The organism is Clavibacter sp. CT19 (assembly GCF_027858075.1).
In the GTDB taxonomy this organism is placed as follows: Bacteria; Actinomycetota; Actinomycetes; order Actinomycetales; family Microbacteriaceae; genus Clavibacter; species Clavibacter tessellarius_A.
The window spans coordinates 182,243-203,881 of record NZ_JAQHYR010000001.1 but is presented as its reverse complement, the minus strand read 5'-3'; the positions used below and the strand labels follow the sequence as shown (position 1 = coordinate 203,881).

Here is a 21,639-nt window from a genome sequence, read left to right as displayed (position 1 = left end):
CGAGCCGCCGATGAGGGCGGCCCGACACCAGGAGGCACCGTGGCCGACGCAGTCCGAGAGCAGCAGACCCGGGGCGCGTCGCGTCCCCACGACGGCGGACCGGACGGTGGTCGCCCGCCGGGATCCCGCCGTGCCGAGATCGGGATGCCCATCGCGCTCCTCGGCCTCTTCGTGGCGCTGCTCCCGCCCATCATCGTGTCGCTCGCGCTCAAGGTCGCCGAGGTCGCGCCCGACAGCACGGCAGGCACGCTGAGCCTCGTGCTCGGCCTCGGAGCGCTCGTCGCCCTCGTGGTGAACCCGCTCGCCGGCCGCCTCTCCGACCGCACCCCCGGCCGCTTCGGCATGCGGCGCCCGTGGATCATCGGCGGCGTCGTGCTCGGCTACGGCGCCCTGCTCCTCCTCACCCAGGCGACGACCGTGCTCGCGCTCGTCGGCGCGTGGATGCTCGTGCAGGCGTGCTTCAACGCCGCCATCGCCGCGCTCATCGCGGTCATGGCCGACTCCACGCGCCCCCGGAACCGCGGCCGCGTCGCCGCCGCCGTCGGCGTCGCACAGAACGGCTCGCTCGTGGTCGGCACCTTCATCGTGCAGCTCTTCACCACCACCACGCAGCAGGTGCTCGTGCCGGGCGCGATCGGCGTCGCCGTGGTCGTCGTCTTCGCGCTCGTCTTCCGCGACCGCGTGCTCGCCGAGCGCCCGCCCGCGCGCCTCAGCGTGCGGGAGCTCCTCGGATCGTTCGTGTTCGACCCGCGCCGCAACCCCGACTTCGGCTGGGCGTGGCTCATGCGCTTCCTCCTCACGGCGTCCTCCGTGACGGCCACCAACTACCTCGCCCTCTACCTCATCGACGATCTCGCGGTCGCGGAAGCCGACGTGGCGAACGCCGTGTTCGTCGCCACGCTCTTCAACGCGGTCGGCGTGGTCGCGACGACCTTCGTGGCCGGCTGGCTGAGCGACCGGCTCGGCCGGAGGAAGGTGTTCGTCGCCGCCGCCGCGCTCGTCACGGTCGCGGGCCTCGTGATCCTCGCCCTCGCGCCCAGCCTCGCCGTCGTCTACGCCGCGCAGCTCGTGATCGGGGCGGGCATCGGGTCGTTCTACGCGGTCGACCTGGCGCTCATCACCGACGTGCTGCCGAGCGACGCCGACAACGGCAAGGACCTCGGCGTCGTGAACATCGCGCAGGCGCTGCCGCAGTCGCTCGTGCCGACCGCCGCGAGCGGCGTGGTGGGCATCGCCGGCTACCCGGGTCTGTTCCTCGCGGGCGCCGCCGCCGGGGTCCTCGGCGCGCTCGCCGCCTTCCGCGTGAAGGGCGTGCGATGACCGCCGACCCCGCATCCGCCGCCGACCGCGGGCCCACCCGACCCGACGCCCACGTCCCCCCAGGAGCACCCATGGACCCGCACGACACGCACGACGCCGCCACCCCGCTCGACCCCGACACCGCCCGCCTCGAGGGGCTCGCCGGGCGCCTCACCCTCGAGCAGAAGGTGCAGCTGGTCACCGGGCGCGACTTCTGGACCACGTGGCCCGTCGAGGCGATCGGCCTCCGCCGCCTGCTCGTCTCCGACGGCCCGAGCGGCGTGCGCGGCGAGGTCTGGGACGAGCGCTCCCCGTCGCTCAACCTGCCCTCGGCCTCCGCGCTGTCCTCCAGCTGGGACACCGGGATCGCCGCCCGCTACGGCCGCGCCTCCGCGGTCGAGGCGCGCCGCAAGGGCGTCGACGTCGTGCTCGGCCCGACCATCAACCTGCACCGCTCGCCCTACGGCGGCCGGCACTTCGAGGCGTTCAGCGAGGATCCGCTGCTCACCGCCGACCTCGCCGCCGCGTACGTGCGCGGCGTCCAGGAGAACGGCGTCGGCGCGACCCCCAAGCACTACGTCGCGAACGAGTACGAGACCGACCGCTTCACGGCCGACAGCGTCGTGTCCGAGCGGGCACTCCGCGAGCTGTACCTCGCGGCGTTCGAGAAGGCCGTCGTGGAGTCGCGCGCCTGGCTCGTGATGAGCTCCTACAACTCGATCAACGGCACGACCTCCACGGAGAGCGACCTGCTCGAGACGCCGCTCAACTCCGAGTGGGGCTTCGACGGCGTGGTGGTCAGCGACTGGACGGGCGTCCGCAGCGTGGACGCCGCGCGCGCGTCGCAGGACCTGGAGATGCCGGGCCCGGTGGGCGCCTGGGGCGACGCGCTGCTCGCGGCCGTCCGCGACGGCCGCGTGCCCGAGGCCGACCTCGACCGCAAGGTCGTGCGCCTGCTGCGCCTCGCCGCCCGCGTCGGCGCGCTCGAGGGCTTCGACGCCGTCGTGCCCGCGCCCGTCGAGGTCGAGGACGGCGTCGCGTTCGCGCGCACGGCCGCCGCGGCCGGCGCCGTGCTCGTCCGCAACGAGGACCGCGCCCTGCCGCTCGACGCGTCGGCGCTCCGCTCCGTCGCCGTCATCGGGCACAACGCCGTCGAGGCGCGCACGCAGGGCGGCGGCAGCGCGACCGTCGTCCCGGAGCACGTCGTCACGCCGCTCGACGGGATCCGCGAGGCCCTCGGCGACGGCGTCGAGGTGCGGTACGCCCGCGGCGCGGTCGTGCAGAAGGGGATCCAGGAGCTGCCGCTCGCCGAGATCCGGAACCCCCGCACGGGCTCCCCTGGCGCCCTCGTGCGCTTCCTCGACGGCGACGGCGCAGAGGTCTTCACGGAGGACCGCCGCGCCACGACGCTCATGTACTTCGGCGGCGACGCGCCCACCGGCACGGCCGCCGTCATCGAGATCACGACCCGCTGGACCCCGCCGGAGACCGGCGAGGTCCTCGTCGGGTTCAGCGCGACCGGCCGCGGCCGCGTCTACGCCGACGGCGCGCTCCTCCGCGAGGACGGCGCCGCCCCCGTGGGCATGGACCTCGGCGCGAGCCTGATGTCCCCGCCGTCCATCTCGGCCGAGCTCCGGGTGACCGCCGGCGAGCCGGTGGACCTCCGGGTCGAGTTCGAGCTGACGTCCGCTCCCGGCGGCCTCGCCGGCATCCTCGGCATCACGGTGGGCCTCGAGGCCGACGAGTCGGCGCCCGACCGCCTCCTGGACGAGGCTGCCGAGGCCGCGACCGGCGCGGACGTCGCGATCGTCGTGGTCGGCACGAACGCGCAGGTCGAGTCGGAGGGCTTCGACCGCGACTCCCTCGCGCTGCCCGGGCGCCAGGACGAGCTCGTGCGCCGCGTCGCCGCCGCGAACCCGCGGACGGTCGTGGTCGTCAACTCCGGCTCCCCCGTGCTCCTCCCCTGGCGCGACGACGTGCAGGCCGTGCTCCTCGCCTGGTTCGGCGGCCAGGAGTTCGGCGGCGCCCTCGCCGACGTCCTCACCGGCGCCGTCGAGCCCGGCGGCCGCCTGCCCACGACGTGGCCGGCCGCGGAGGAGGACGTGCCCGTGCGGTCCGTCACGCCGGTGGACGGGAAGGTGGTCTACGACGAGGGGATCCACGTCGGCTACCGCGCGTGGCTCCGCGCCGGCGCGACCCCCGCGTACCCGTTCGGCCACGGCCTCGGCTACACGACGCACGCCCTCGACGACCTGCGGGTCGCGGAGGACGGCGCGGGAGGGATCACCGCGACGGTCCGGGTGACGAACACGGGCGACCGCGCGGGCAGGCAGGTCGTGCAGGCCTACCTGTCGCGCGAGGCCTCCGCCGTCGACCGGCCCGTGCGCTGGCTCGCGGGCTTCGCGGCCGTCGAGCTCGCGGCGGGTGCGTCCGTCGACGTGGACGTGGCGGTGGGCGCGCGGACGTTCGCGCACTGGGACGGCGGCTGGCGGCGCGAGCCCGGCGCGTTCCGCCTGCACGTCGGCACCTCGGTGGCGGAGACGCCGCTCGAGGCCGACGTCGATCCGGCGGGCGGTGCGACCCCAGCCTGACCGCGCGGCGCGACCCGCGCATCCGGCACGACCCGCGAGGCGGGCGGACGGCGGATACGGACCGGGCTCAGCCCGCGACGATCCGCCGGCCGCCCGCCTCGAACTCGTCCAGGTCGCCCGTCGCGCCCGCGCGCACGGCCCGGCCGCCGACCACCACCATGTAGAAGAGGAACGCCCCGAGCGCCACGACGCCGATGCCGACCTTCACGGGCACGGGCCAGGGCTGCGGGGTCACGAAGCCCTCGATGATCCCCGACGCCAGCAGCACGAGCACGAGCCCCATCGCCACCGTGATGAGCGCGCGCCCGTCCTCGGCGAGCGCCTGCCCGCGCGTGCGGGCGCCCGGCGCGATCCACGACCAGGAGATGCGGAGCCCCGCGGCGGCGGCCACGAAGATCGCCGTCAGCTCCAGGAGGCCGTGCGGGAGGATGTAGGAGAAGAACGTGCCGCCCTCGCCGTAGTGGAACATGACGGCGGTCGTCGTCCCGATGCCCTGCGCGTTCTGCAGCAGCACGTACGGCACCCACACGCCCGTGATGCCGAAGGCCACGCACTGCGCCGCGATCCACGCGTTGTTGGTCCACACCTGGCCCGTGAACGAGGCCGCCGGGTTGGCGCTGTAGTAGTCGACGAACTGGTCGTCGGCGTACTTCCGGAGGTCGGCGTCGCTGCCGAGGGCCGCGATCGCCGACGGGTCGCGGAGGATCCAGGTGGCGTAGAGCGCGATGAGGCCGACCGTGGCGAGGGTCACCGCGAGGGTGAGCCAGCGGATCCGGTACAGCGCCGCCGGCAGGTCGAGCGCGAAGAACGCCGGGATGCGCGCGGCCACGTTCGTGGTCTCGCCCGTGAAGCGCATGCGGGCCCGCGAGAGCGCGATGGAGAGCCGGTCGCCCTGCGCGGTGGATCCGGCCGCCGCCTGGATCGCGGACAGCTCGGCCGCGCCCGCCTGGTAGCGGTCGACGAGCTCGTCGGCGTCGGGTCCGGTGAGCCGGCGCCGGCCGGCGAGGCGGGCGAGCCGGTCCCACCCGTCCCGGTGGGCGGCGGTGTAGGCGTCGAGGTCCATCTGCTTGACTATATGCATGGCGGCAGCCGACGCGCACGATCCGGGCATCTCGGGCGATCCCGACGCGCTCGTCGTCGGCGAGGCCGTGGCCCTCGACGTCCGTCCGGCGGGCTTCGTCCTGCGGGCCGCGGGCGCCGCGATCGACGTGCTCGCCTCGGTGGCCCTCGCGGTGCTCCTCGCCTTCGGCATCCTCGGGCTCGTCCGGGCGCGTGTCCTGGACGAGTCGTCGACGGCCGCCTGCGCCGTCATCGCGGTCGTCCTCTCCCTCGTCGTGCTGCCCGTCGTCGTCGAGACGGCGTCCCGCGGACGCTCGCTCGGCCGCTGGGCGGTCGGCGCGCGCATCGTCCGCACGGACGGCGGCGGGATCGGCCTCCGGCACGCGGTCGCGCGGGCCCTCGTCGGCATCCTCGAGGTCTACCTCACGTTCGGCGGCCTCGCGGCGCTCGTCGGCCTGCTGTCGCCGCGCTCCCAGCGCCTCGGCGACCTCGTGGCGGGCACCCGGTCGCAGCACGAGCGCGTGCCGGCGTATCCGCGACCGCTGCCTCCCGTGCCACCCCAGCTGGCGGCGTGGGCGTCCGAGGCCGACGTGGGCCGCCTCCCGGACGCGCTCGGCCGCCGCATCGCCCGCTTCCTCACGCAGCGCGACGCCATGGCACCCGCCTCCCGGGCCCGCCTGGCGCTCGAGCTCGCCGACGAGGCCGCTCCGCACGTGTCGCCGCTGCCGACGACGGATCCCGAGTCGTTCGTCCAGGCCGTCGGGGCCGTCCGCCGCGAGCGCGAGCACCGCGCGCTGATGATCGAGCGCGAGCGGCTGGCCGCGCTGGAGCCGATCCTCACCGGCCTCCCCCACGCGTTCCCGGCACGCGGCGCGTCCACCGGGTCCTGAGGCGCCGGCACCCGGACGCGACGGCGCCGCCCGCCCCCGGGGGACGGACGGCGCCGGGTGGATCCGCGCGGATCAGTAGCGGTAGTGGTCCACCTTGTACGGCCCCTCGACCGCGACGCCGATGTAGGCGGCCTGCTCGGGGCGCAGCTCGGTGAGCTCCACGCCGAGCGCGTCGAGGTGGAGGCGCGCGACCTTCTCGTCGAGGTGCTTCGGGAGCACGTACACGCCGATCGGGTACTGGTCGTTCCGCACGTAGAGCTCGATCTGGGCGAGCACCTGGTTCGTGAACGAGTTGCTCATCACGAACGACGGGTGGCCGGTGGCGTTGCCGAGGTTCATGAGGCGGCCCTCGGAGAGCACGAGCACGCTGCGGCCGGACGGCAGGCGCCACTCGTGCACCTGCGGCTTGATCTCCACCTTCTCCACGCCCGGGAGGCGCTCGAGCCCGGCCATGTCGATCTCGTTGTCGAAGTGGCCGACGTTGGCGATGATGGCCTGGTGCTTCATGCGCTGGATGTCGTCCACGCGCACGACGTCGACGTTGCCCGTGCCGGTGACGAGGATGTCCACCGTCTCGATGACGGAGGACAGCTTCGCGACCTGGTAGCCGTCCATGGCCGCCTGCAGCGCGCAGATGGGGTCGACCTCGGAGACGATGACGCGGGCGCCCTGTCCGCGCAGCGCCTCGGCCGCGCCCTTGCCCACGTCGCCGTAGCCGACGACGAACGCGACCTTGCCGCCGATGAGCACGTCGGTGGCCCGGTTGAGGCCGTCGGGCAGGGAGTGGCGGATGCCGTACTTGTTGTCGAACTTGCTCTTGGTGACCGAGTCGTTGACGTTGATGGCCGGGAACAGCAGCTCGCCGTCGCGCGCCAGCTCGTACAGGCGGTGGACGCCCGTGGTGGTCTCCTCGGTGACGCCCTGGATGTCGGCGGCACGGCGGGTCCAGCGGTCGGAGGACGCGGCCAGGCTGCGGCGGAGGGTGTCGAGGATGACGCGGTACTCGTGGCTCGCGTCCTCCGGGGTCTCGGGCACGGCGCCCGCGAGCTCGTACTCGCGGCCCTTGTGCACCAGGAGCGAGGCGTCGCCGCCGTCGTCGAGGATCATGTTCGGGCCCGTCCAGTCGGCGCCGGCGGCCTGCGCCTCGCCCGACCAGTCGAAGATCTGCTCGGTGCACCACCAGTACTCCTCGAGCGTCTCGCCCTTCCAGGCGAAGACCGGCACGCCCGCGGGCGCATCGGGGGTCCCCGCGCCGACCGCGACGGCCGCGGCGGCCTCGTCCTGCGTGCTGAAGATGTTGCAGCTGGCCCAGCGCACCTGCGCGCCGAGGGCGGTGAGGGTCTCGATGAGCACGGCCGTCTGCACGGTCATGTGGATGGATCCGGCGATGCGCGCGCCCGCGAGCGGCTGCGACGCGCCGAACTCCTCGCGGAGGGCCATGAGGCCGGGCATCTCGTTCTCGGCGAGGCGGATCTGGTGGCGGCCGGCCTCGGCGAGCGAGAGGTCGGCGACGCGGAAGGGCAGGGCGGTGGACGTGGCTTCCGGGAGAAGGGTCATGCGTCCAGTGTCCCACCCGACCCGTGACGCCCGCCCGGGGATGACGCGCGGTCGGCGGGCTGCTAGCGGAAGGAGCGCAGGCGCAGGCTGTTCGTGACGACGAACACCGACGAGAGCGCCATGGCGAGGCCCGCGACGAGCGGGTTCAGGAGCCCCAGCATGGCCACCGGGATCGCGGCGGCGTTGTAGGCGAAGGCCCAGAACAGGTTGCCGCGGATGGTGCCGAGCGTGCGGCGGGCGAGGCGCACGGCGTCGGCGACGAGCAGGAGGTCGCCGCGGACGATGGTGATGTCGCCCGCCTCGATCGCCGCATCGGTGCCCGTGCCCATCGCGATGCCGAGGTCGGCCTGCGCGAGCGCCGCGGCGTCGTTCACGCCGTCGCCGACCATCGCGACCACGCGGCCCTCGGCCTGGAGGCGGCGGACCGCGTCGAGCTTGCCCTCGGGGAGGACGCCCGCGATCACCTCGTCGATGCCCACCTCGGCGGCGACGCGCCGCGCGGCCCCCGCGGTGTCGCCCGTGAGGAGGACGGGCCGCAGGCCGAGCGCGCGGAGGCGACGGACGGCCTCGGCGCTCGTGGGCTTCACGGTGTCGGCGACCGCGAGGATCCCGCGCACGGCGCCGTCCCACGAGACCGCGACCACCGTGGATCCGGCCGCCTCGGCCGTCGCCAGCGCCTCGGCGAGCGTCGCGTCGGGAGCGGCGGCCCACTGCTCCGCGAGCCACGCCGGGCGGCCCACCGCGACCGCGCGGCCGTCGACCACGCCGTGCACGCCGAGGCCCGCGGTCGCGACGAAGCCCGCGACGGCGGGCAGGGGTCCGGCGCCCGCGGCCTCGACGACCGCGCGCGCGACCGGGTGCTCGCTCCGCGCCTCGAGGGCCGCGGCCACGCGCACGAGCTCGTCGGCCGCGACGCCCGCCGCGGGCACGGCGCGCACGAGCGCCATGACGCCCGTCGTGACCGTGCCGGTCTTGTCGAGCAGCACCGTGTCGACCCGGCGGGTCGACTCCAGCACCTCGGGGCCGGTGATGAGGATCCCGAGCTGCGCGCCGCGGCCCGTGCCCACCAGCAGCGCGGTCGGCGTCGCGAGGCCGAGCGCGCACGGGCACGCGATGATGAGCGTCGCGACGGCGGCGGTGAACGCGGCCTCGGGCGGGAAGCCGAGCAGCAGCCATCCGGCGAGCGTGCCCAGGGCCAGCACGAGCACGACCGGCACGAAGACTGCGGAGACGCGGTCGGCGAGGCGCTGGATCCGGGCCTTGCCGGTCTGCGCCTCCTCGACGAGCGCGGCCATGCGGGCGAGCCGGGTCTCCTCCCCCACGCGCGTGGCGCGCACGAGGAGGCGGCCTCCGGCGTTGAGGGTGGCGCCCGTGACGTCGTCGCCGGGGCCGACCTCCTCCGGCAGGGACTCGCCCGTGAGGAGGGAGCGGTCGACGGCGCTGGATCCGTCGACGACCACGCCGTCGGTCGCGATGCGCTCGCCCGGCCGCACGACGAACTCGTCGTCGACGCGGAGCTCGCGGATGGGGATCCGGCGCTCGACGCCGTCGCGGACGACCACCACGTCCTTGGCCGCGAGGTCGAGGAGCGCCGCGAGGGCGGCGCCGGACGCGCGGGCGGCCCGCGCCTCCAGGTAGCGGCCGCCCAGGAGGAAGACCGTGACGGCGGCGGCGACCTCGAGGTAGATGTCGCCGGATCCGCCGCCGGGCGCGGAGACGAGGCTCATGGTCATGCGCATGCCGGGCTCGCCCGCGTCGCCGAGGAAGAGGGCGTACAGCGACCAGAGGAACGCGGCCGCGACGCCGATGCTCACGAGCGTGTCCATGCCGACGCCGCCGTGACGCGCGCTCACGGCCGCCGACCGGTGGAACGGCCAGGCGCCCCACACCGCGACGGGCGCGGCCAGCGCGAGCGACAGCCACTGCCAGTCGTCGAACTGGAGCGCGGGGATCATCGCCATGAGGAACACGGGGACCGTGAGCGCCGCGGAGACCACGAGCCGCTGCCGGAGCGCGAGCTCGTCGGCGTCGGGGCGGCGGCCGGGCACGGCGTCGGGGCGCGGGGCGCTCACGGCGTCGCGTCGCGGGGCGGGCAGGGCGTCGCGCGGGGCGGGATCCGCGGGTGCCGGGTCGGGCACGCGATCCGGGGAGACGGCGGGCGCGACGTCCTCCGCCGCCCCGCTCCCCCACGCCGCGCGCTCGGACGCCCGGTATCCCGTGCGCTCGATGGTGCGGATGGCGTCCTCGACGCTCGTGCCCGCGGGCAGCTGCACGCGCGCCCGGTGGGTTGCGTAGTTGACGGCGGCCTCGACCCCGGGCATCCGGCCGAGCTTCCGCTCGATGCGCAGGGCGCACGAGGCGCACGTCATGCCCTGCACGTCGAGGTCGACGCGCGTGAGCACGGCGCCGTCCTCGGGTGGGGCGGCGACGACGCCCTCGGCGGGCGCGGATCCGGATGCGGGGTCGGCCACGTCAGAGCTCCGCGACGTACCCGGCCTCGTCGACCGCGGCGCGCACGGCGGCGGGGTCGAGGGGCTGGTCGCTCTCGACGGTGACGGTGGACGCGCCGCCGACGACGAGGTCGACGGCCACGGACGCGACACCCGGCAGCTCGCCGACCTCCTCGGTGACGCTCGCGACGCAGTGCGCGCAGGTCATGCCGGTGACGGGGAAGCTCGTGGTGGTCATGGGGTCTCCTTCGTGGGGTGCGGTGTCGGCGGGCGGCGGGGGCGGCGCCGGATCAGGACCGGACGAGCCGCGCGATGGCCGCGGAGGCCTCGCGCACCTTGTCGTCCGCGACCTGGCCGCCCTCGCGCGCGGCCTCCGCGAGGCAGTGCGCGAGGTGGTCGTCGAGCAGCTTCAGGGCCACGGTCTCCATCGCCCGCGTGACGGCGGACACCTGCGTCAGCACGTCGATGCAGTACGTGTCGGCCTCGACCATGCGCTCGATCCCGCGCACCTGGCCCTCCGCGCGGCGCAGCCGCTTGAGGATGTCGTCCTTGCCCTCGCTGTACCCGACCATGGCGGCCACCTCCGTTCCCGTCGACGCTACCCCCTGGGGGTATGCAATGGAACCCCCAGGGGGTATCCGCGCAGGTCGCCCGCCGGACGCACGACGACGCCGCGCCCCTCCCGGAGGGACGCGGCGTCGGATGCCGTGCGGGTCGCGGATCAGGCCCCGCGGATCAGCCCGAGGAGCTCGTCGCGGAGGGCGGCCATCTTCGACTCGGTCGACGCCTCCACGTTGAGGCGCAGCAACGGCTCGGTGTTCGAGGGGCGGACGCTGAACCACCAGAACGCGCCGTCGTCGTCGACCGGGCCGTCGACCGTGAGGCCGTCGAACTCGTCGAACTCCCCGCGGCCGCGGAACGCCTCGACGATGCGCTCGTACGCGGCGGGCACGTCGTCGACCGTGCTGTTGATCTCGCCCGACAGCGCGTACGGCGTGTAGCGCGCGGAGAGGTCGGACATGAGGCCCTCGGTCTGGCCGAACTCGGCGAGCAGGTGCATGGCGGCGAGCATGCCGTTGTCGGCGCCCCAGAAGTCGCGGAAGTAGTAGTGCGCGGAGTGCTCGCCACCGAAGACGGCGCCCGTGGCGGCCATCTGGTCCTTGATGAGCGAGTGGCCGACGCGCGTGCGCACCGCGATGGCGCCCGCGGCCTCGATCGTCTCGGGCACGATGCGCGAGGTGATGAGGTTGTGCAGCACGGTGACCTCGTCGTCCGGGGACTGCGCCTTCACGCGCGAGATCTCGCGGAGCGCGACGACCGCCGCGACGGCGCTGGGCGTGACCGCCTGCCCCTTCTCGTCCACCACGAAGCAGCGGTCGGCGTCGCCGTCGAACGCGAGGCCGAGGTCGGCGCCGTGCTCGAGGACGGCCTTCTGCAGGTCGACCAGGTTCGCGGGCTCGAGCGGGTTCGCCTCGTGGTTCGGGAACGTGCCGTCGAGCTCGAAGTACAGCGGGATGACCTCGATGGGCAGCTCGGGCAGGCCTGCCGCGGTGCCGAGCACGGCGGGGACGGTCATGCCGCCCATGCCGTTGCCCGCGTCGACGACGACGCGCAGCGGGCGGATGCCGGAGAGGTCGACGAGCTGGCGGAGGTAGCCCGCGTAGTCGGCGAGCACGTCGCGCTCACGCACCTCGCCCGCGGGCTCGACGGGCGCGATGCCCCCCTCGAGGAAGCCGATGGCGCGGTCGCGGATGGCGGCGAGGCCCGTGTCGAGGCTGATGCCCTGGGCGCCGGCGCGGGAGAACTTGAGGCCGTTGTAGGTGGCCGGGTTGTGGCTCGCGGTGAACATGACCGCGGGGGCGTCGAGGGACCCGGACGCGAAGTACGTCTCGTCCGTCGAGCACAGCCCGATGAGGAGGACGTTCCCGCCGCGGGCCGTCGCACCCCGGGCGAACGCCTGCGCGAAGGCGGGCGACGAGTCGCGCATGTCGTGGCCGACGACGATCTCGGCGCCCGCGGCCCCGAGCTCGTCGACGAAGCCGGCGCCGAGGGCCGTGACCAGCTCCTCCGTGAGCTGGCTCCCCACGAGACCTCGCACGTCGTAGGTCTTCACGATGGCGGTCAGCGTCGCGGCGGCGGTCGTCGTCATGCCCCGAAACCTACCTCACCGAGCACGCCGTGCCGGACGATCTGCCAGCCCTGCGGCGCCGACAGACGCGCCGCGTGCCGGTCGCAGAGGTCGTAGCTGTGCGGCTCCGAGTCGTGGCTGAGGGGACCGAGCACGGCCATGGAATCCGCGTAGACGTAGGTGAGGGTGGTCGTGGCGCCGCCGGTGCAGCCGACGCGGGAGCAGGGCCTGTTCGTCATGTCGCGCCCACACTACCGCCGACCCGCGGGCCGTACGATGGGGCCATGCCACGATCGAGCCGCCGGGGAGGCCACGTCTCCATCCGCGGATCCTGGCGGGACCGCCACGGCCGGGGGCTCCGCTCCCCCGTCACCGGACCCGAGCTCCCCGTGCTGCGGACGCGCGTCGACCGCTTCGACGAGATCGTGGCCTCGGCCGCCGAGTACCTCCGCGGCCTCTGGCCGGACGAGCTCGAGCGCGTCTCCTTCGAGGTCGCCGCGCTGCCCGCCCGCAACAGCGAGCGCGACGGGATCGACCGCTGGAGCGTGCTCGCCGACGAGCGCCGCGTCGTCTTCTACCGCCTGCCCATCGAGCGCCTCGCGCACCTCCACGAGGAGGACGAGCACCACCACCGGGCGCTCGTCGAGGGCTGCGTCTTCCGCGCGGTCGCCGAGCTCCTCGGCAAGGACCCGTGGGACCTCGCGCCCGACAGGTACGACCCGCACTAGGCCGGATGCCGCACGGGCGTCAGGCGTCCGCGGGAGCCGCCCCGGGCGGCGTCAGGGATGGATGCGCAGCGGGTCCGCCGCCGGCAGCACCGGCACGACGGGCAGCGCGGCCGAGCGCCCGGGCTCGGCGAACGTCACCGTGGCCGTGAGCCCGGCGGATCCCGCGAGCAGGTAGGTGCGGCCCGCGACGACGGCGGCGGAGACCTCAGCGCCCGCGGGCACGGCGAGGGTGACGGGCTCGGATCCGTCGGTCGGCCGCGCCGTGACGGTCGCCTCCGCCTCGCCGGGGTTCCGCACGTGCAGCAGCGGCGCGGGGCCGGACGGCACGGACACCAGCGCGTCGCGGGTGAGCGCGCCGGCGGCGGGCAGCCAGGCGAAGTCGGTGGCGCCGCTCTCGGCCGCGCCGGACATGCTGCGCACGGCCGCGGCCACGGGGACCGAGCTCTGCACGGTGACGGCGTAGCGGCCGTCGGTCAGTCCGGTCACGGGGAAGTCGGTCACGCGACCGGCGTCGGCCTCGACCGTGAAGGTCGTGCCGGTGCCCGTCGTGCCGTCCTCGGGCGCGACGCTGACGCTCACGTCGGCGTCCTCGGAGCCGGGCACGAGGACCCGGACGGCGGTCTCGCGCTCGGGGTCAGTCCCGACGTCGGCGCCGGGCCCGGAACCGGCGGCGCCCTCGGCGGGCGTCTCGCCCGCGGCCGCCGCGGCCGGCGCGGCGGCCTGCGTGTCGATCCGGAGGCCGGTCATGGTGAGTGCGGTGGCCGGCGCGGCGGCGGGGACGACGACGTCGACCCCGCCCGCGAGGAGGCCGCGCACCGTGCTCTGCTCGAGCGTGGCGACGACCTGGCCGCCGCGGCTCTGCACGTGGACGGCGGGCGACGAGAGGTCGGGGGCGAGGCCGGCGAGCGAGAGCACGCGCCGGCTGCCGGCGGGCAGGTTGATCCCGCTGGCCCCGGGGGCGCTCACCGGTCCGTCCTCGCCCGCGATGGCGAGGTCGACGGTGGAAGCGACACCGGACGGGTTGTCGAGGACCACGAAGGTGGTGCGGCCCGTGGTCGTGGCGCCGCCGAGCAGCCACGACTCCGCGGTGGCCTCGGAGCAGGGGGCCGCGGCGAGGCCCGCGAGGTCGCTCGCGGAGGCGATCTGCGACGCCGCGCCCGCGAGCTCCGTCGGTTCTTCCCCCGTCGCCCCGGCGACCGCGAGGACGGACGGCGTGGTCGACGCGCCGCCCTGGACCTCGGGGGCGCGCAGGCGCGAGGTGCGCACGCCCGGGCCGCCGGCGGGCACGTCGCCGGACGCGGATCCGCTCGTGACCGCGGAGGAGCCGACCGCGACGGCGGTCGTCGTCGCGGCGGCGTCCGCCTCCGGGGGCCGGAGGAGGGCTCCCGGGCAGACGCGCTGCTGGTCGGTCGCCACGGGGGTCACGAGCACGGACGGCGCGCTCGCGTCGCTCGACACCGGCGGGAGGAGGAGGGCGCCGGTCACGACGACGCCGAGCACGGCGACCCCCGCGATCCCGGTGGTCACGCGCGTCGCGATGCGCACGGCGTCACGCCTGGCCATCTGTCCTCCTGGGCTGGTCGTCGTCGCGGTCGCCGCGGCGGTCGTCGTCGCGGTCGCCGCGGCGGTCACCGTCGTCCGATGCGGTCGCCGTGGCGGAAGCGTCGCCGGCGTCGTCCGCGGGCCGGTCGCCGACCTGCGGGATGTCGCCGAAGGGCGCCGCCTCCACGCTCGTGCCGGTGGGCTCGTCGGGGTAGGCGGGGATCCCCCGGTCGTCGTGCTCGGGCCGCGGCTCGACGGCGTCCGCCGGGCGCACGTCGGTGCCGGTCACGGGCTCGCGGTAGGCGGGCAGCGGGCGGCTGCGCGCGGCGAGGCTGCCGGTGGGGATCGCGAGGAGGAGCGTCAGCGCGAAGACCAGCGCCTGGGCGGCGAGGACGCCCGCGCGGCCCGCGTCGTCGAGGTTGCCGGGGCCGGCGACCTGCACGTCCAGGTCCTCGCTCCCGACGAAGCGCCAGAGCAGCCCGGCCTCGGTCTGGCCGACGGCGGTGAACACGGGGTCGTCGTCGAGCGCGGAGCCCGCCCGGTCGTGCACGGCCTGCTCGGCGGCGCCCGACGGCGGGGCGAGGAGCACGTAGCTGATCCCGAGCGTGCGGAGGTCCTCGGTGGCGTCGAGGCCCGAGCGCGACGAGACGTTGCCGGCGAGCTCGGCGACGCGGGTCTGCGTGTCGGTGAGCGGCCCGATCGTGGAGTCGACCGTGGACACCTGCTCGAGCGTGCGTCCGGCGCCGCGCTCCACGTCGGCGGCCAGGGAACCGTCGTCGCCCGCGCGGAGCACGAGCGTGCCGACGGACGGGTCGGTCGCGGCCTGCGCCACGACGAGGCCCGGCAGGGACGCGTCCTCGCCGGGGCGCACGGCGGTGGATCCCGCCACCGCCGCCGAGACCAGGGGCATCGCGACGACCACGAGCGTCACGGTCGCGACGAGGCCCGGCAGCACCGAGCGCCGGCCGAGCGTCGCGAAGCCGAGCACCAGGGCGCCGGAGAGGCCGAGCCAGAGGAGGCTGAGGCCGGATCCCGGCCACACGGCGACGACGTCGGCCCCCGTGGACTGCACGACCGTGCGCGCCGCGAGCACGGCGGTGGCGAAGCCGACCACGGACACGGACAGGGCGAGCGCGGCCCGGTGCGAGCCGCGGAGGAAGAGGGCGGCGACGGCACCGACGACGAGCGGGGCGACGAGCACGGCCACGACGACGAGCGGCACGGATGCGGGGAGGCCCAGCCCGAGGCCGTCGACGACCGCGGTCCAGCCGCCGAGCCCCGACGTGGGGAAGCCGAGCGCGAGGCCCGGGACGTCCGCCGGGGTGAACGCCGCGGGGACGGCCGGGTCGGCGGCGAGCGCGAGGGGCTGCCCCTGCATCACCCGGTACGCGACGAGCGGGGCGGCGAGCGCGACGAGCGGCACGGGGATCGTGACGAGCCGGCCGACGCGGCGACCGGCGCGGACGACCGCGACGAGCCACAGCACGAGGAGCGCGGGCACGAGGGACGGGGCGGACGCGCCGACCGCGGCCATGAGGATGCCCGCCACGGCCGAGGCGGACCACGACCGCGGCGCCCGCAGCACGGCGAGCGCGAGCCACGGCAGCAGCAGGTGCGCGAGCACGGCGGGCAGGCGGCCGTCGCCGAGCGCGACGAGGAACGTGGGCGCGAGGGTCCAGGCGAGCGCGGCCAGCGCGCGGAGCCAGGCGTTGCGCGTGACCTGCGCGGCGGCGAGCCACGCGGCGAGGGCCGCGAGCGGCAGCGCGCCCACGAAGAGGCCGAGGACCGCGAGCGACGGCTCCCAGGCGGTGATGCTGCCGAGCACCGCGAGCACGGCGGCGAACGGGTCGGATGGGGCGACGGGGCCCGTGCCGATCCCCCGCACGCCGATGCCGACCTGCGCCCACAGCGCGCCCGCGTCCGGTCCGAGCGGCAGCAGCTGCCCGCCGGTGAGGGCGGTGCCGCCGAGGCGCGGGATCCACATGACGGCGGCCAGGAGCAGCGCGGTGAGGACGGTCCAGCCGCCGCCCGTGGCGAGGAACTCGACGCCGTCGGAGACGCCCATGTGCTCGACGCGGTACTGCTCGCGGGCGAGGGACCGGCGGCGGCGGCCGACCGCGAGCGGCTGCCGGAGGGACGCGATGCTCGACCACGGCGCCGTGCGCGTCGCCTGGAGCCGCCGCCTGCTGGCGACGACGCGTCCGGGCGCGACCGCGACGCGGAGGGCGGCGCCGATCTCCCCGGGCGCTGCCGTGGGCCGCTTGCGCAGGAGCTGCAGGAGGGCGCGGAGGATCGCGAGCGGCACGAGCGAGAGCCAGTGGAAGGGCACGGCGGCGGCCGGCGCGTAGGACAGGCGGCGGTGCAGCTCGGCCTGGCGCGCGAGCCGACGGCGGCGGCGGCGCGGGGTGCGCCGGCCGAGGAACGCGGTGCCGGGGCCCGCGGATCCGGCGGACGCGACGCGGGCCGCGGGCACGACCACCACGCGGTGGCCCGCGAGGCGGGCGCGCACGCACAGGTCGAGCGCGTCGTCGATCACGGGGAGCGCGTCGTCGAAGCCGCCGAGCTCGTCCCAGAGCCGGTGCCGCACGAGCATGCCGCCCGCGGCCACGCCGAGGACGTCGCTCATGTCGTCGTACTGGGCCTGGTCGAGCTCGCCGTCGACCTCGGGCACGGCGGCGCCGAGGGTGGTGAGGGTGCGGCCGATCTCGCGGATGTAGCCGGGGTGGTCCCACTCCATGAGCTTGGGACCGGCGACGGCGACGCTGGGCGACGCCTCGATCGCGGCGAGCAGGCGCTCGAGCGCGTCGGGCGCGGGCGCGTTGTCGGCGGAGAGCAGCCAGAGCAGCTCATCGTCGCCGGTGGGCGCGGGGATCACGCGGACTGCCTGGTCCACGGCCTGCCCGAACGTCATCCGCGCGGGCGCCTGCACCATGCGCGTGGGTTCGGACGCGGCCAGCAGGGCCGCGGACGCGTCCCGGGAGCCGAGGTCGATCGCGACCACCTGGTCGGGTCGGCGGGTCTGCGCGGCGAGGGCCGCCAGGGTCCGCTCGAGGAACTGCGCGCCCTCGTGGGCGACGAGGATCGCGGTTACTCGTGGCTGCATGACAGGGAGACCCTACGTGGTGCCGGATGCGGAACCGCCGCGATCGGACGGCGCGCCGGGGAGCCGGTGCTCCCGGCGGCGCCTGCGCGGTCGGAGCGCCGCGCGTGCGGAGCCGCTCCGGGCGCGTGCGGGGTCAGACCGCGCGCTTGCGGAGCTTGCGGCGCTCGCGCTCGGAGAGCCCGCCCCAGATGCCGAAGCGCTCGTCGTTCTCCAGCGCGTACTCGAGGCACTCGGAGCGCACCTCGCACGAGCCGCAGATCTTCTTGGCGTCGCGGGTGGATCCGCCCTTCTCAGGGAAGAACGCCTCGGGGTCGGTCTGCGCGCAGAGCGAGTCGGCCTGCCAGGCGAGCGGGTTGCCGTCGTCGACGCTCCGGACGCCCGGGACGCCGAGTCGGACGGGGTCGACGAACCAGTCGTCGGGGACCCCGGCGTGGTACTCAGGTAGTGCCATGTCACGATCTCCCCACACGGCTGGAGCGCCCGGCCGGCCCCAGCTTGTCGTCATAATTACACCGGTGTAACTCGTCGGCGTCAAGCCGCGGAGGGTAAACCCTCAGGCGCTCGTCGAGGGTTGCGACGCGCCGCGGCTCGCCCGCGGCGCTACTCCGGGGATCCGGCCTGGCGGGCGACCCAGGCGCTCGCGACCATGTCGTCCAGGCTGTGGCGCATCGCCCAGTCCAGATCGCGCGCGGCGAGGTCGCCCGACGCCACGATGCGGGCCGGGTCGCCGGGGCGGCGCTCCCGCACCTCGGGCTCGAAGCCGATCCCCGTCGCGTCGCGGATGGCCGTCATGATCTCCCGCACGCTCACGCCCTGGCCGCTGCCGAGGCAGTACACGGGCTCCACGGGCTCGCCGGCCTCGAGCCGGCGCGCGGCCGCGACGTGCGACGCGGCGAGGTCGACGACGTGGATGTAGTCGCGCACGCACGTGCCGTCGGGCGTCGGGTAGTCGCCGCCGTTGATGCGCGGCGTGCGCCCGTCGAGGAGCGCGTCGAACACGAGCGGGAACAGGTTGTGCGGGCTGGTGTCGGCGTAGCCCTCCTCGCCGGATCCCACCACGTTGAAGTAGCGCAGCGACGTGTGGCGGAGGCCGGTCGCGACGCCCTGGTCGCGCAGCAGCCACTCGCCGATGAGCTTGGACTCGCCGTAGGGGGACTCGGGGGCCTTGGCCGTGCGCTCGTCGACGAGGTCGACGTCGGGCGTGCCGTACACGGCCGCGGAGGACGAGAAGACGATGCTGTCGACGCCGGCGCGCTCCATCTCCTCGAGCAGCACGGCGGTGGCCGTCACGTTCTGCTCGTAGGTGTGCAGGGGGCGCTGGACGGAGACGCCCGCGTACTTGTAGCCCGCCACGTGCACGACGCCGCGGATGTCGCCGGAGCCGAGGATGCCCGCGAGCAGCTCCCGGTCGAGCACGGACCCACGGTGGAACGGCACGCCCTCCGGGACGAACGACGCGTGGCCGCTCGACAGGTCGTCGAGGACGACCGTGTCGATGCCGGCGCGGGCGAACGCGGAGACGATGTGCGAACCGATGTAGCCGGCGCCGCCGGTGACCAACCATGTCATGCGGCAACCCTATCGACGGCCGGACGGGCGCCGGTCACGCGGCGGAGGCGTCCGGATCGACGTCGTCGGCCGCGGCGGCGGACGGCGCCGGGGTCGTCGCGAGGAACGCCTCGCCCTCCCCCGTGACGACGATCCGCCCCTCGTCGGGCGTGACGAAGACGGCCCCGCCGCGGCGGACGACGACGGACGACGTCTCCCCGCGGAGCGCCACCTCGCCGCTGGTGCACAGCACGATGGCCGGGCCGTCGACCTCGACGACGCTCGCGCCGGCGTCGCCCGGCGTCGCCTCGCGCGTGGCCGGGGAGATCCGGGCGAGCAGGAAGTCGGGCACGTCCGGCCGGTAGAGCTCGACCCCCGGCGCCGTGTGCTCGGGCTCCAGGTACGGCACGGGCAGCGCCTGGAACTCGAGCACGTCGAGCAGCTCCGGCACGTCGACGTGCTTGGGCGTGAGGCCGCCGCGCAGCACGTTGTCGGAGGCGGCCATCAGCTCGATCCCGAGCCCGTGCAGGTACGCGTGGATGTTGCCGGCCGGGAGGTAGAGGGCCTCGCCGCGCCGCAGGGTCACCCGGTTGAGGAGCAGCGACGTGACGATGCCCGGGTCGCCCGGGTACGCCGCGGCGAGCTCGCGGACGGTGCGCATCTCCGTGCCGAACTCGCGGCACTGCCGGTCGGAGGCGAGGCTCGCCAGCAGCGTCACGCGGTCGACGAGGCGGCGCACCTCCGCCCCGCCGCCCATGAGGAAGGCGAACACGTCGCGCAGCACGTCGGCCTCGGATCCGGTGAGGCGCGAGAGCACGGACCGGATGACGGCCGGGTCGGAGTCGGGCCCGGACGCGTCGAGCGTGAGCAGGAGCGTGAACACCTGCCGCACCTCCGCGAGCGGCCGGAAGCCGCAGAGCGCGTGGAACTCGTCGCTCAGCGCGTAGATGAGCTCCGGCTTGTGCAGCGGGTCCTTGTAGTTGCGGTGCGGGGCGTCGATCGGGATGCCGCGCTCCTCCTCGTCGCGGAAGCCGCGGCGGGCGCGGTGCAGGTCGGGGTGCGCCTGGAGCGACAGCGGGCCGCCCGCGGCGAGCACCTTGAGGAGGAACGGGAGGCCGGGGCCGTCGCCCGGGCGCAGGCCCTCGGCGAGCGGGCCGAGCGTGGTGGCCGGGTCCCGCCGGATCCAGTCGGCCAGCGTCGTCGCGCCGCCGGCCGTCGCCGGGTCGTCCACGCGCGTGGGCGAGCCGCCGTGGGCACCGAGCCAGAGCTCGGCCTCCGGGCCCCCCGACGGCTCGCGGCCGAGCAGCTCCGCGATGGCGGTCGTCGACCCCCAGGCGTAGTCGCGGGGGGTGTTGGAGAGGGCAGTGAACACGGGCGATCCTGTCGGGCTTGGCGGCTACCTACAACGCCCACGGGCGCGCGTCCGGTCCGGACGCGACCAAAGTACCAAGCGATGACGGCGCCGCCCGGACGCCGACCTAGGCTCGCCCGCAGGCGCCCGACCCGAGGGCGCCGACGAACCGCAACGGAGCATCGTGTCCCTCACCCCCCTCATCGGCGACTTCTACGGCTACGAGTCCCGGCTCGGCGACAGGGAGAGGGAATCCCTCGCCGAGCTGCGCTCCTACCTCGAGCAGGAGGTCCGGCCGCACGTCAACGGCTGGTGGGCCCGGGCCGAGTTCCCCCGCCACGTGGTCGGCGGCCTCGCCCAGCGCGGCTTCTTCGGCATGCCGTATCCGGAGACGCGCCCGTTCGAGAACTCGGCCGTGTTCCGCGGCTGGGCGGCGCTCGAGCTCGGCCGGGTGGACGCGAGCATCGCGACCCTCGTCGGCATGCAGAGCGGCCTCGTCATGGGCAGCATCGCGGTCGCCGGCTCCCCGGAGCAGCGCGCCGAGTGGCTGCCGCGCTTCGCGTCGGGCGAGCTCCTCGGCTCCTTCGGGCTCACGGAGCCGATGTCCGGCTCCGACTCCGCCCGGGGCCTGCGCACCGTCGCGACGCGGCGCGGCGACGAGTGGAGCATCACGGGCGCCAAGCGCTGGATCGGCAACGGCACCGTGAGCGACGTCACCGTCGTCTGGGCCAAGGACGCGGACGACGGACAGGTGAAGGGCTTCCTCGTCCCCAACGACTCCCCCGGCTTCCGCGCCACCCGCATCGAGGACAAGCAGGCGCTGCGCATCGTGCAGAACGCCGACATCGAGCTGGACGGCGTCATCGTGCCCGAGCGGAACCGCCTGCAGCGGTCGACGTCCTTCGCGGACACGGCCGCCGTGCTGCGCCTGACCCGCGCGGAGGTCGCGTGGGCCGCGATCGGCATCGCGGTCGGCGCCTACGAGGCGGCCGTCGCGTACACGGGCGAGCGCCAGCAGTTCGGCAAGCCGCTCGGCGCGCACCAGCTGATCCAGGACCTCCTCGTCCGCAGCCTCGGCAACATCACCGCGTCCATCGGGCTCGTCACCCGCGCCTCCGAGATGGTGGACGAGGGCACGCAGTCCGACGAGCACTCCGCCCTCGCCAAGGCCTTCGCCACGAGCCGGATGCGCGAGACCGTCGCGTGGTGCCGCGAGGCGTTCGGCGGCAACGGCATCGTCCTCGACTACGACGTGGCCCGGTTCTTCGCCGACGCGGAGGCCCTGTACTCCTACGAGGGCACGCGCGAGATGAACACGCTCATCGTGGGCCGCGCGATCACGGGCCACGCGGCCTTCGTCTGACGGACAGGCGGCCGCCCGACGCGCCGGGCA

Annotated in this window: 17 protein-coding genes; 5 read left to right on the top strand and 12 right to left on the bottom strand. The window is 75.4% G+C overall.

Going from position 1 to position 21,639, the window contains the following annotated elements; all coding sequences use genetic code 11:
- Positions 1 to 39 precede the first annotated feature (39 nt).
- Together PED38_RS00875 and PED38_RS00870 are read left to right on the top strand one after the other, a co-directional pair.
- Positions 40 to 1,320, top strand: coding sequence for an MFS transporter (locus PED38_RS00875; RefSeq protein ID WP_270979159.1), 1,281 nt, complete (start codon positions 40 to 42; stop codon positions 1,318 to 1,320).
- A gap of 71 nt (positions 1,321 to 1,391) precedes the next feature.
- The gene (locus tag PED38_RS00870) at positions 1,392 to 3,890 is read left to right on the top strand and encodes a beta-glucosidase H (RefSeq protein WP_270979158.1); all 2,499 of its coding nucleotides are present in this window, start codon (positions 1,392 to 1,394) and stop codon (positions 3,888 to 3,890) included.
- A gap of 67 nt (positions 3,891 to 3,957) precedes the next feature.
- Here the strand turns inward: PED38_RS00870 and PED38_RS00865 are convergent, their stop codons facing one another.
- Positions 3,958 to 4,953, bottom strand: coding sequence for a stage II sporulation protein M (locus tag PED38_RS00865; RefSeq protein WP_063071729.1), 996 nt, complete (start codon positions 4,951 to 4,953; stop codon positions 3,958 to 3,960).
- A gap of 16 nt (positions 4,954 to 4,969) precedes the next feature.
- Here PED38_RS00865 and PED38_RS00860 point away from each other — a divergent pair, with 16 nt between their 5' ends.
- Positions 4,970 to 5,839: an RDD family protein gene (locus PED38_RS00860; protein ID WP_063071728.1), complete on the top strand. Its 870-nt coding sequence runs from the start codon at positions 4,970 to 4,972 to the stop codon at positions 5,837 to 5,839.
- Positions 5,840 to 5,911: 72 nt separating this feature from the next.
- Here the strand turns inward: PED38_RS00860 and ahcY are convergent, their stop codons facing one another.
- From ahcY to PED38_RS00830, 6 genes are all read right to left on the bottom strand, one after another.
- A complete protein-coding gene (ahcY, locus tag PED38_RS00855) occupies positions 5,912 to 7,396 on the bottom strand; it encodes an adenosylhomocysteinase (protein WP_063071727.1) in 1,485 nt (494 codons plus the stop codon).
- 62 nt (positions 7,397 to 7,458) lie between these two features.
- Positions 7,459 to 9,867, bottom strand: coding sequence for a heavy metal translocating P-type ATPase (locus PED38_RS00850; RefSeq protein ID WP_270979156.1), 2,409 nt, complete (start codon positions 9,865 to 9,867; stop codon positions 7,459 to 7,461).
- 1 nt (position 9,868) lies between these two features.
- A complete protein-coding gene (locus tag PED38_RS00845; RefSeq protein ID WP_063071726.1) occupies positions 9,869 to 10,084 on the bottom strand; it encodes a heavy-metal-associated domain-containing protein in 216 nt (71 codons plus the stop codon).
- A gap of 52 nt (positions 10,085 to 10,136) precedes the next feature.
- Complete coding sequence (locus PED38_RS00840; RefSeq protein WP_270979153.1) at positions 10,137 to 10,418, bottom strand: metal-sensitive transcriptional regulator; 282 nt, start codon at positions 10,416 to 10,418, stop codon at positions 10,137 to 10,139.
- Between the two features lie 149 nt (positions 10,419 to 10,567).
- On the bottom strand, positions 10,568 to 11,995 hold the full coding sequence (locus PED38_RS00835; protein ID WP_063071724.1) for a phosphomannomutase/phosphoglucomutase: 1,428 nt from the start codon (positions 11,993 to 11,995) through the stop codon (positions 10,568 to 10,570).
- The gene (locus PED38_RS00830) at positions 11,992 to 12,213 is read right to left on the bottom strand and encodes a DUF3499 family protein (RefSeq protein ID WP_015489735.1); all 222 of its coding nucleotides are present in this window, start codon (positions 12,211 to 12,213) and stop codon (positions 11,992 to 11,994) included. Before PED38_RS00830 ends, PED38_RS00835 begins: the two co-directional genes overlap by 4 nt.
- A 45-nt stretch (positions 12,214 to 12,258) precedes the next feature.
- Here PED38_RS00830 and PED38_RS00825 point away from each other — a divergent pair, with 45 nt between their 5' ends.
- Entirely contained in the window at positions 12,259 to 12,702 is a 444-nt protein-coding gene (locus PED38_RS00825; RefSeq protein WP_063071723.1) for a metallopeptidase family protein, read from the top strand.
- 51 nt (positions 12,703 to 12,753) lie between these two features.
- Here PED38_RS00825 and PED38_RS00820 read toward each other — a convergent pair whose 3' ends face one another.
- From PED38_RS00820 to manA, 5 genes are all read right to left on the bottom strand, one after another.
- The gene (locus PED38_RS00820; RefSeq protein ID WP_063071742.1) at positions 12,754 to 14,265 is read right to left on the bottom strand and encodes a DUF5719 family protein; all 1,512 of its coding nucleotides are present in this window, start codon (positions 14,263 to 14,265) and stop codon (positions 12,754 to 12,756) included.
- Entirely contained in the window at positions 14,252 to 17,347 is a 3,096-nt protein-coding gene (locus tag PED38_RS00815; protein WP_270979147.1) for a glycosyltransferase, read from the bottom strand. The genes PED38_RS00820 and PED38_RS00815 overlap by 14 nt, the downstream gene beginning before the upstream one ends.
- A 133-nt stretch (positions 17,348 to 17,480) precedes the next feature.
- Positions 17,481 to 17,798, bottom strand: a complete 318-nt coding sequence (locus tag PED38_RS00810; RefSeq protein WP_012298082.1) for a WhiB family transcriptional regulator — start codon at positions 17,796 to 17,798, stop codon at positions 17,481 to 17,483.
- 149 nt (positions 17,799 to 17,947) lie between these two features.
- On the bottom strand, positions 17,948 to 18,916 hold the full coding sequence (gene galE / locus PED38_RS00805; RefSeq protein WP_270979140.1) for a UDP-glucose 4-epimerase GalE: 969 nt from the start codon (positions 18,914 to 18,916) through the stop codon (positions 17,948 to 17,950).
- Between the two features lie 34 nt (positions 18,917 to 18,950).
- A complete protein-coding gene (manA, locus tag PED38_RS00800; RefSeq protein ID WP_270979138.1) occupies positions 18,951 to 20,267 on the bottom strand; it encodes a mannose-6-phosphate isomerase, class I in 1,317 nt (438 codons plus the stop codon).
- A 163-nt stretch (positions 20,268 to 20,430) separates the two neighbouring features.
- Between manA and PED38_RS00795 the strand changes: the two genes are divergently transcribed.
- Positions 20,431 to 21,609 (top strand): acyl-CoA dehydrogenase family protein, encoded by a 1,179-nt coding sequence (locus PED38_RS00795; RefSeq protein WP_063071719.1) that lies wholly within the window; start codon positions 20,431 to 20,433, stop codon positions 21,607 to 21,609.
- Positions 21,610 to 21,639: the final 30 nt, after the last annotated feature.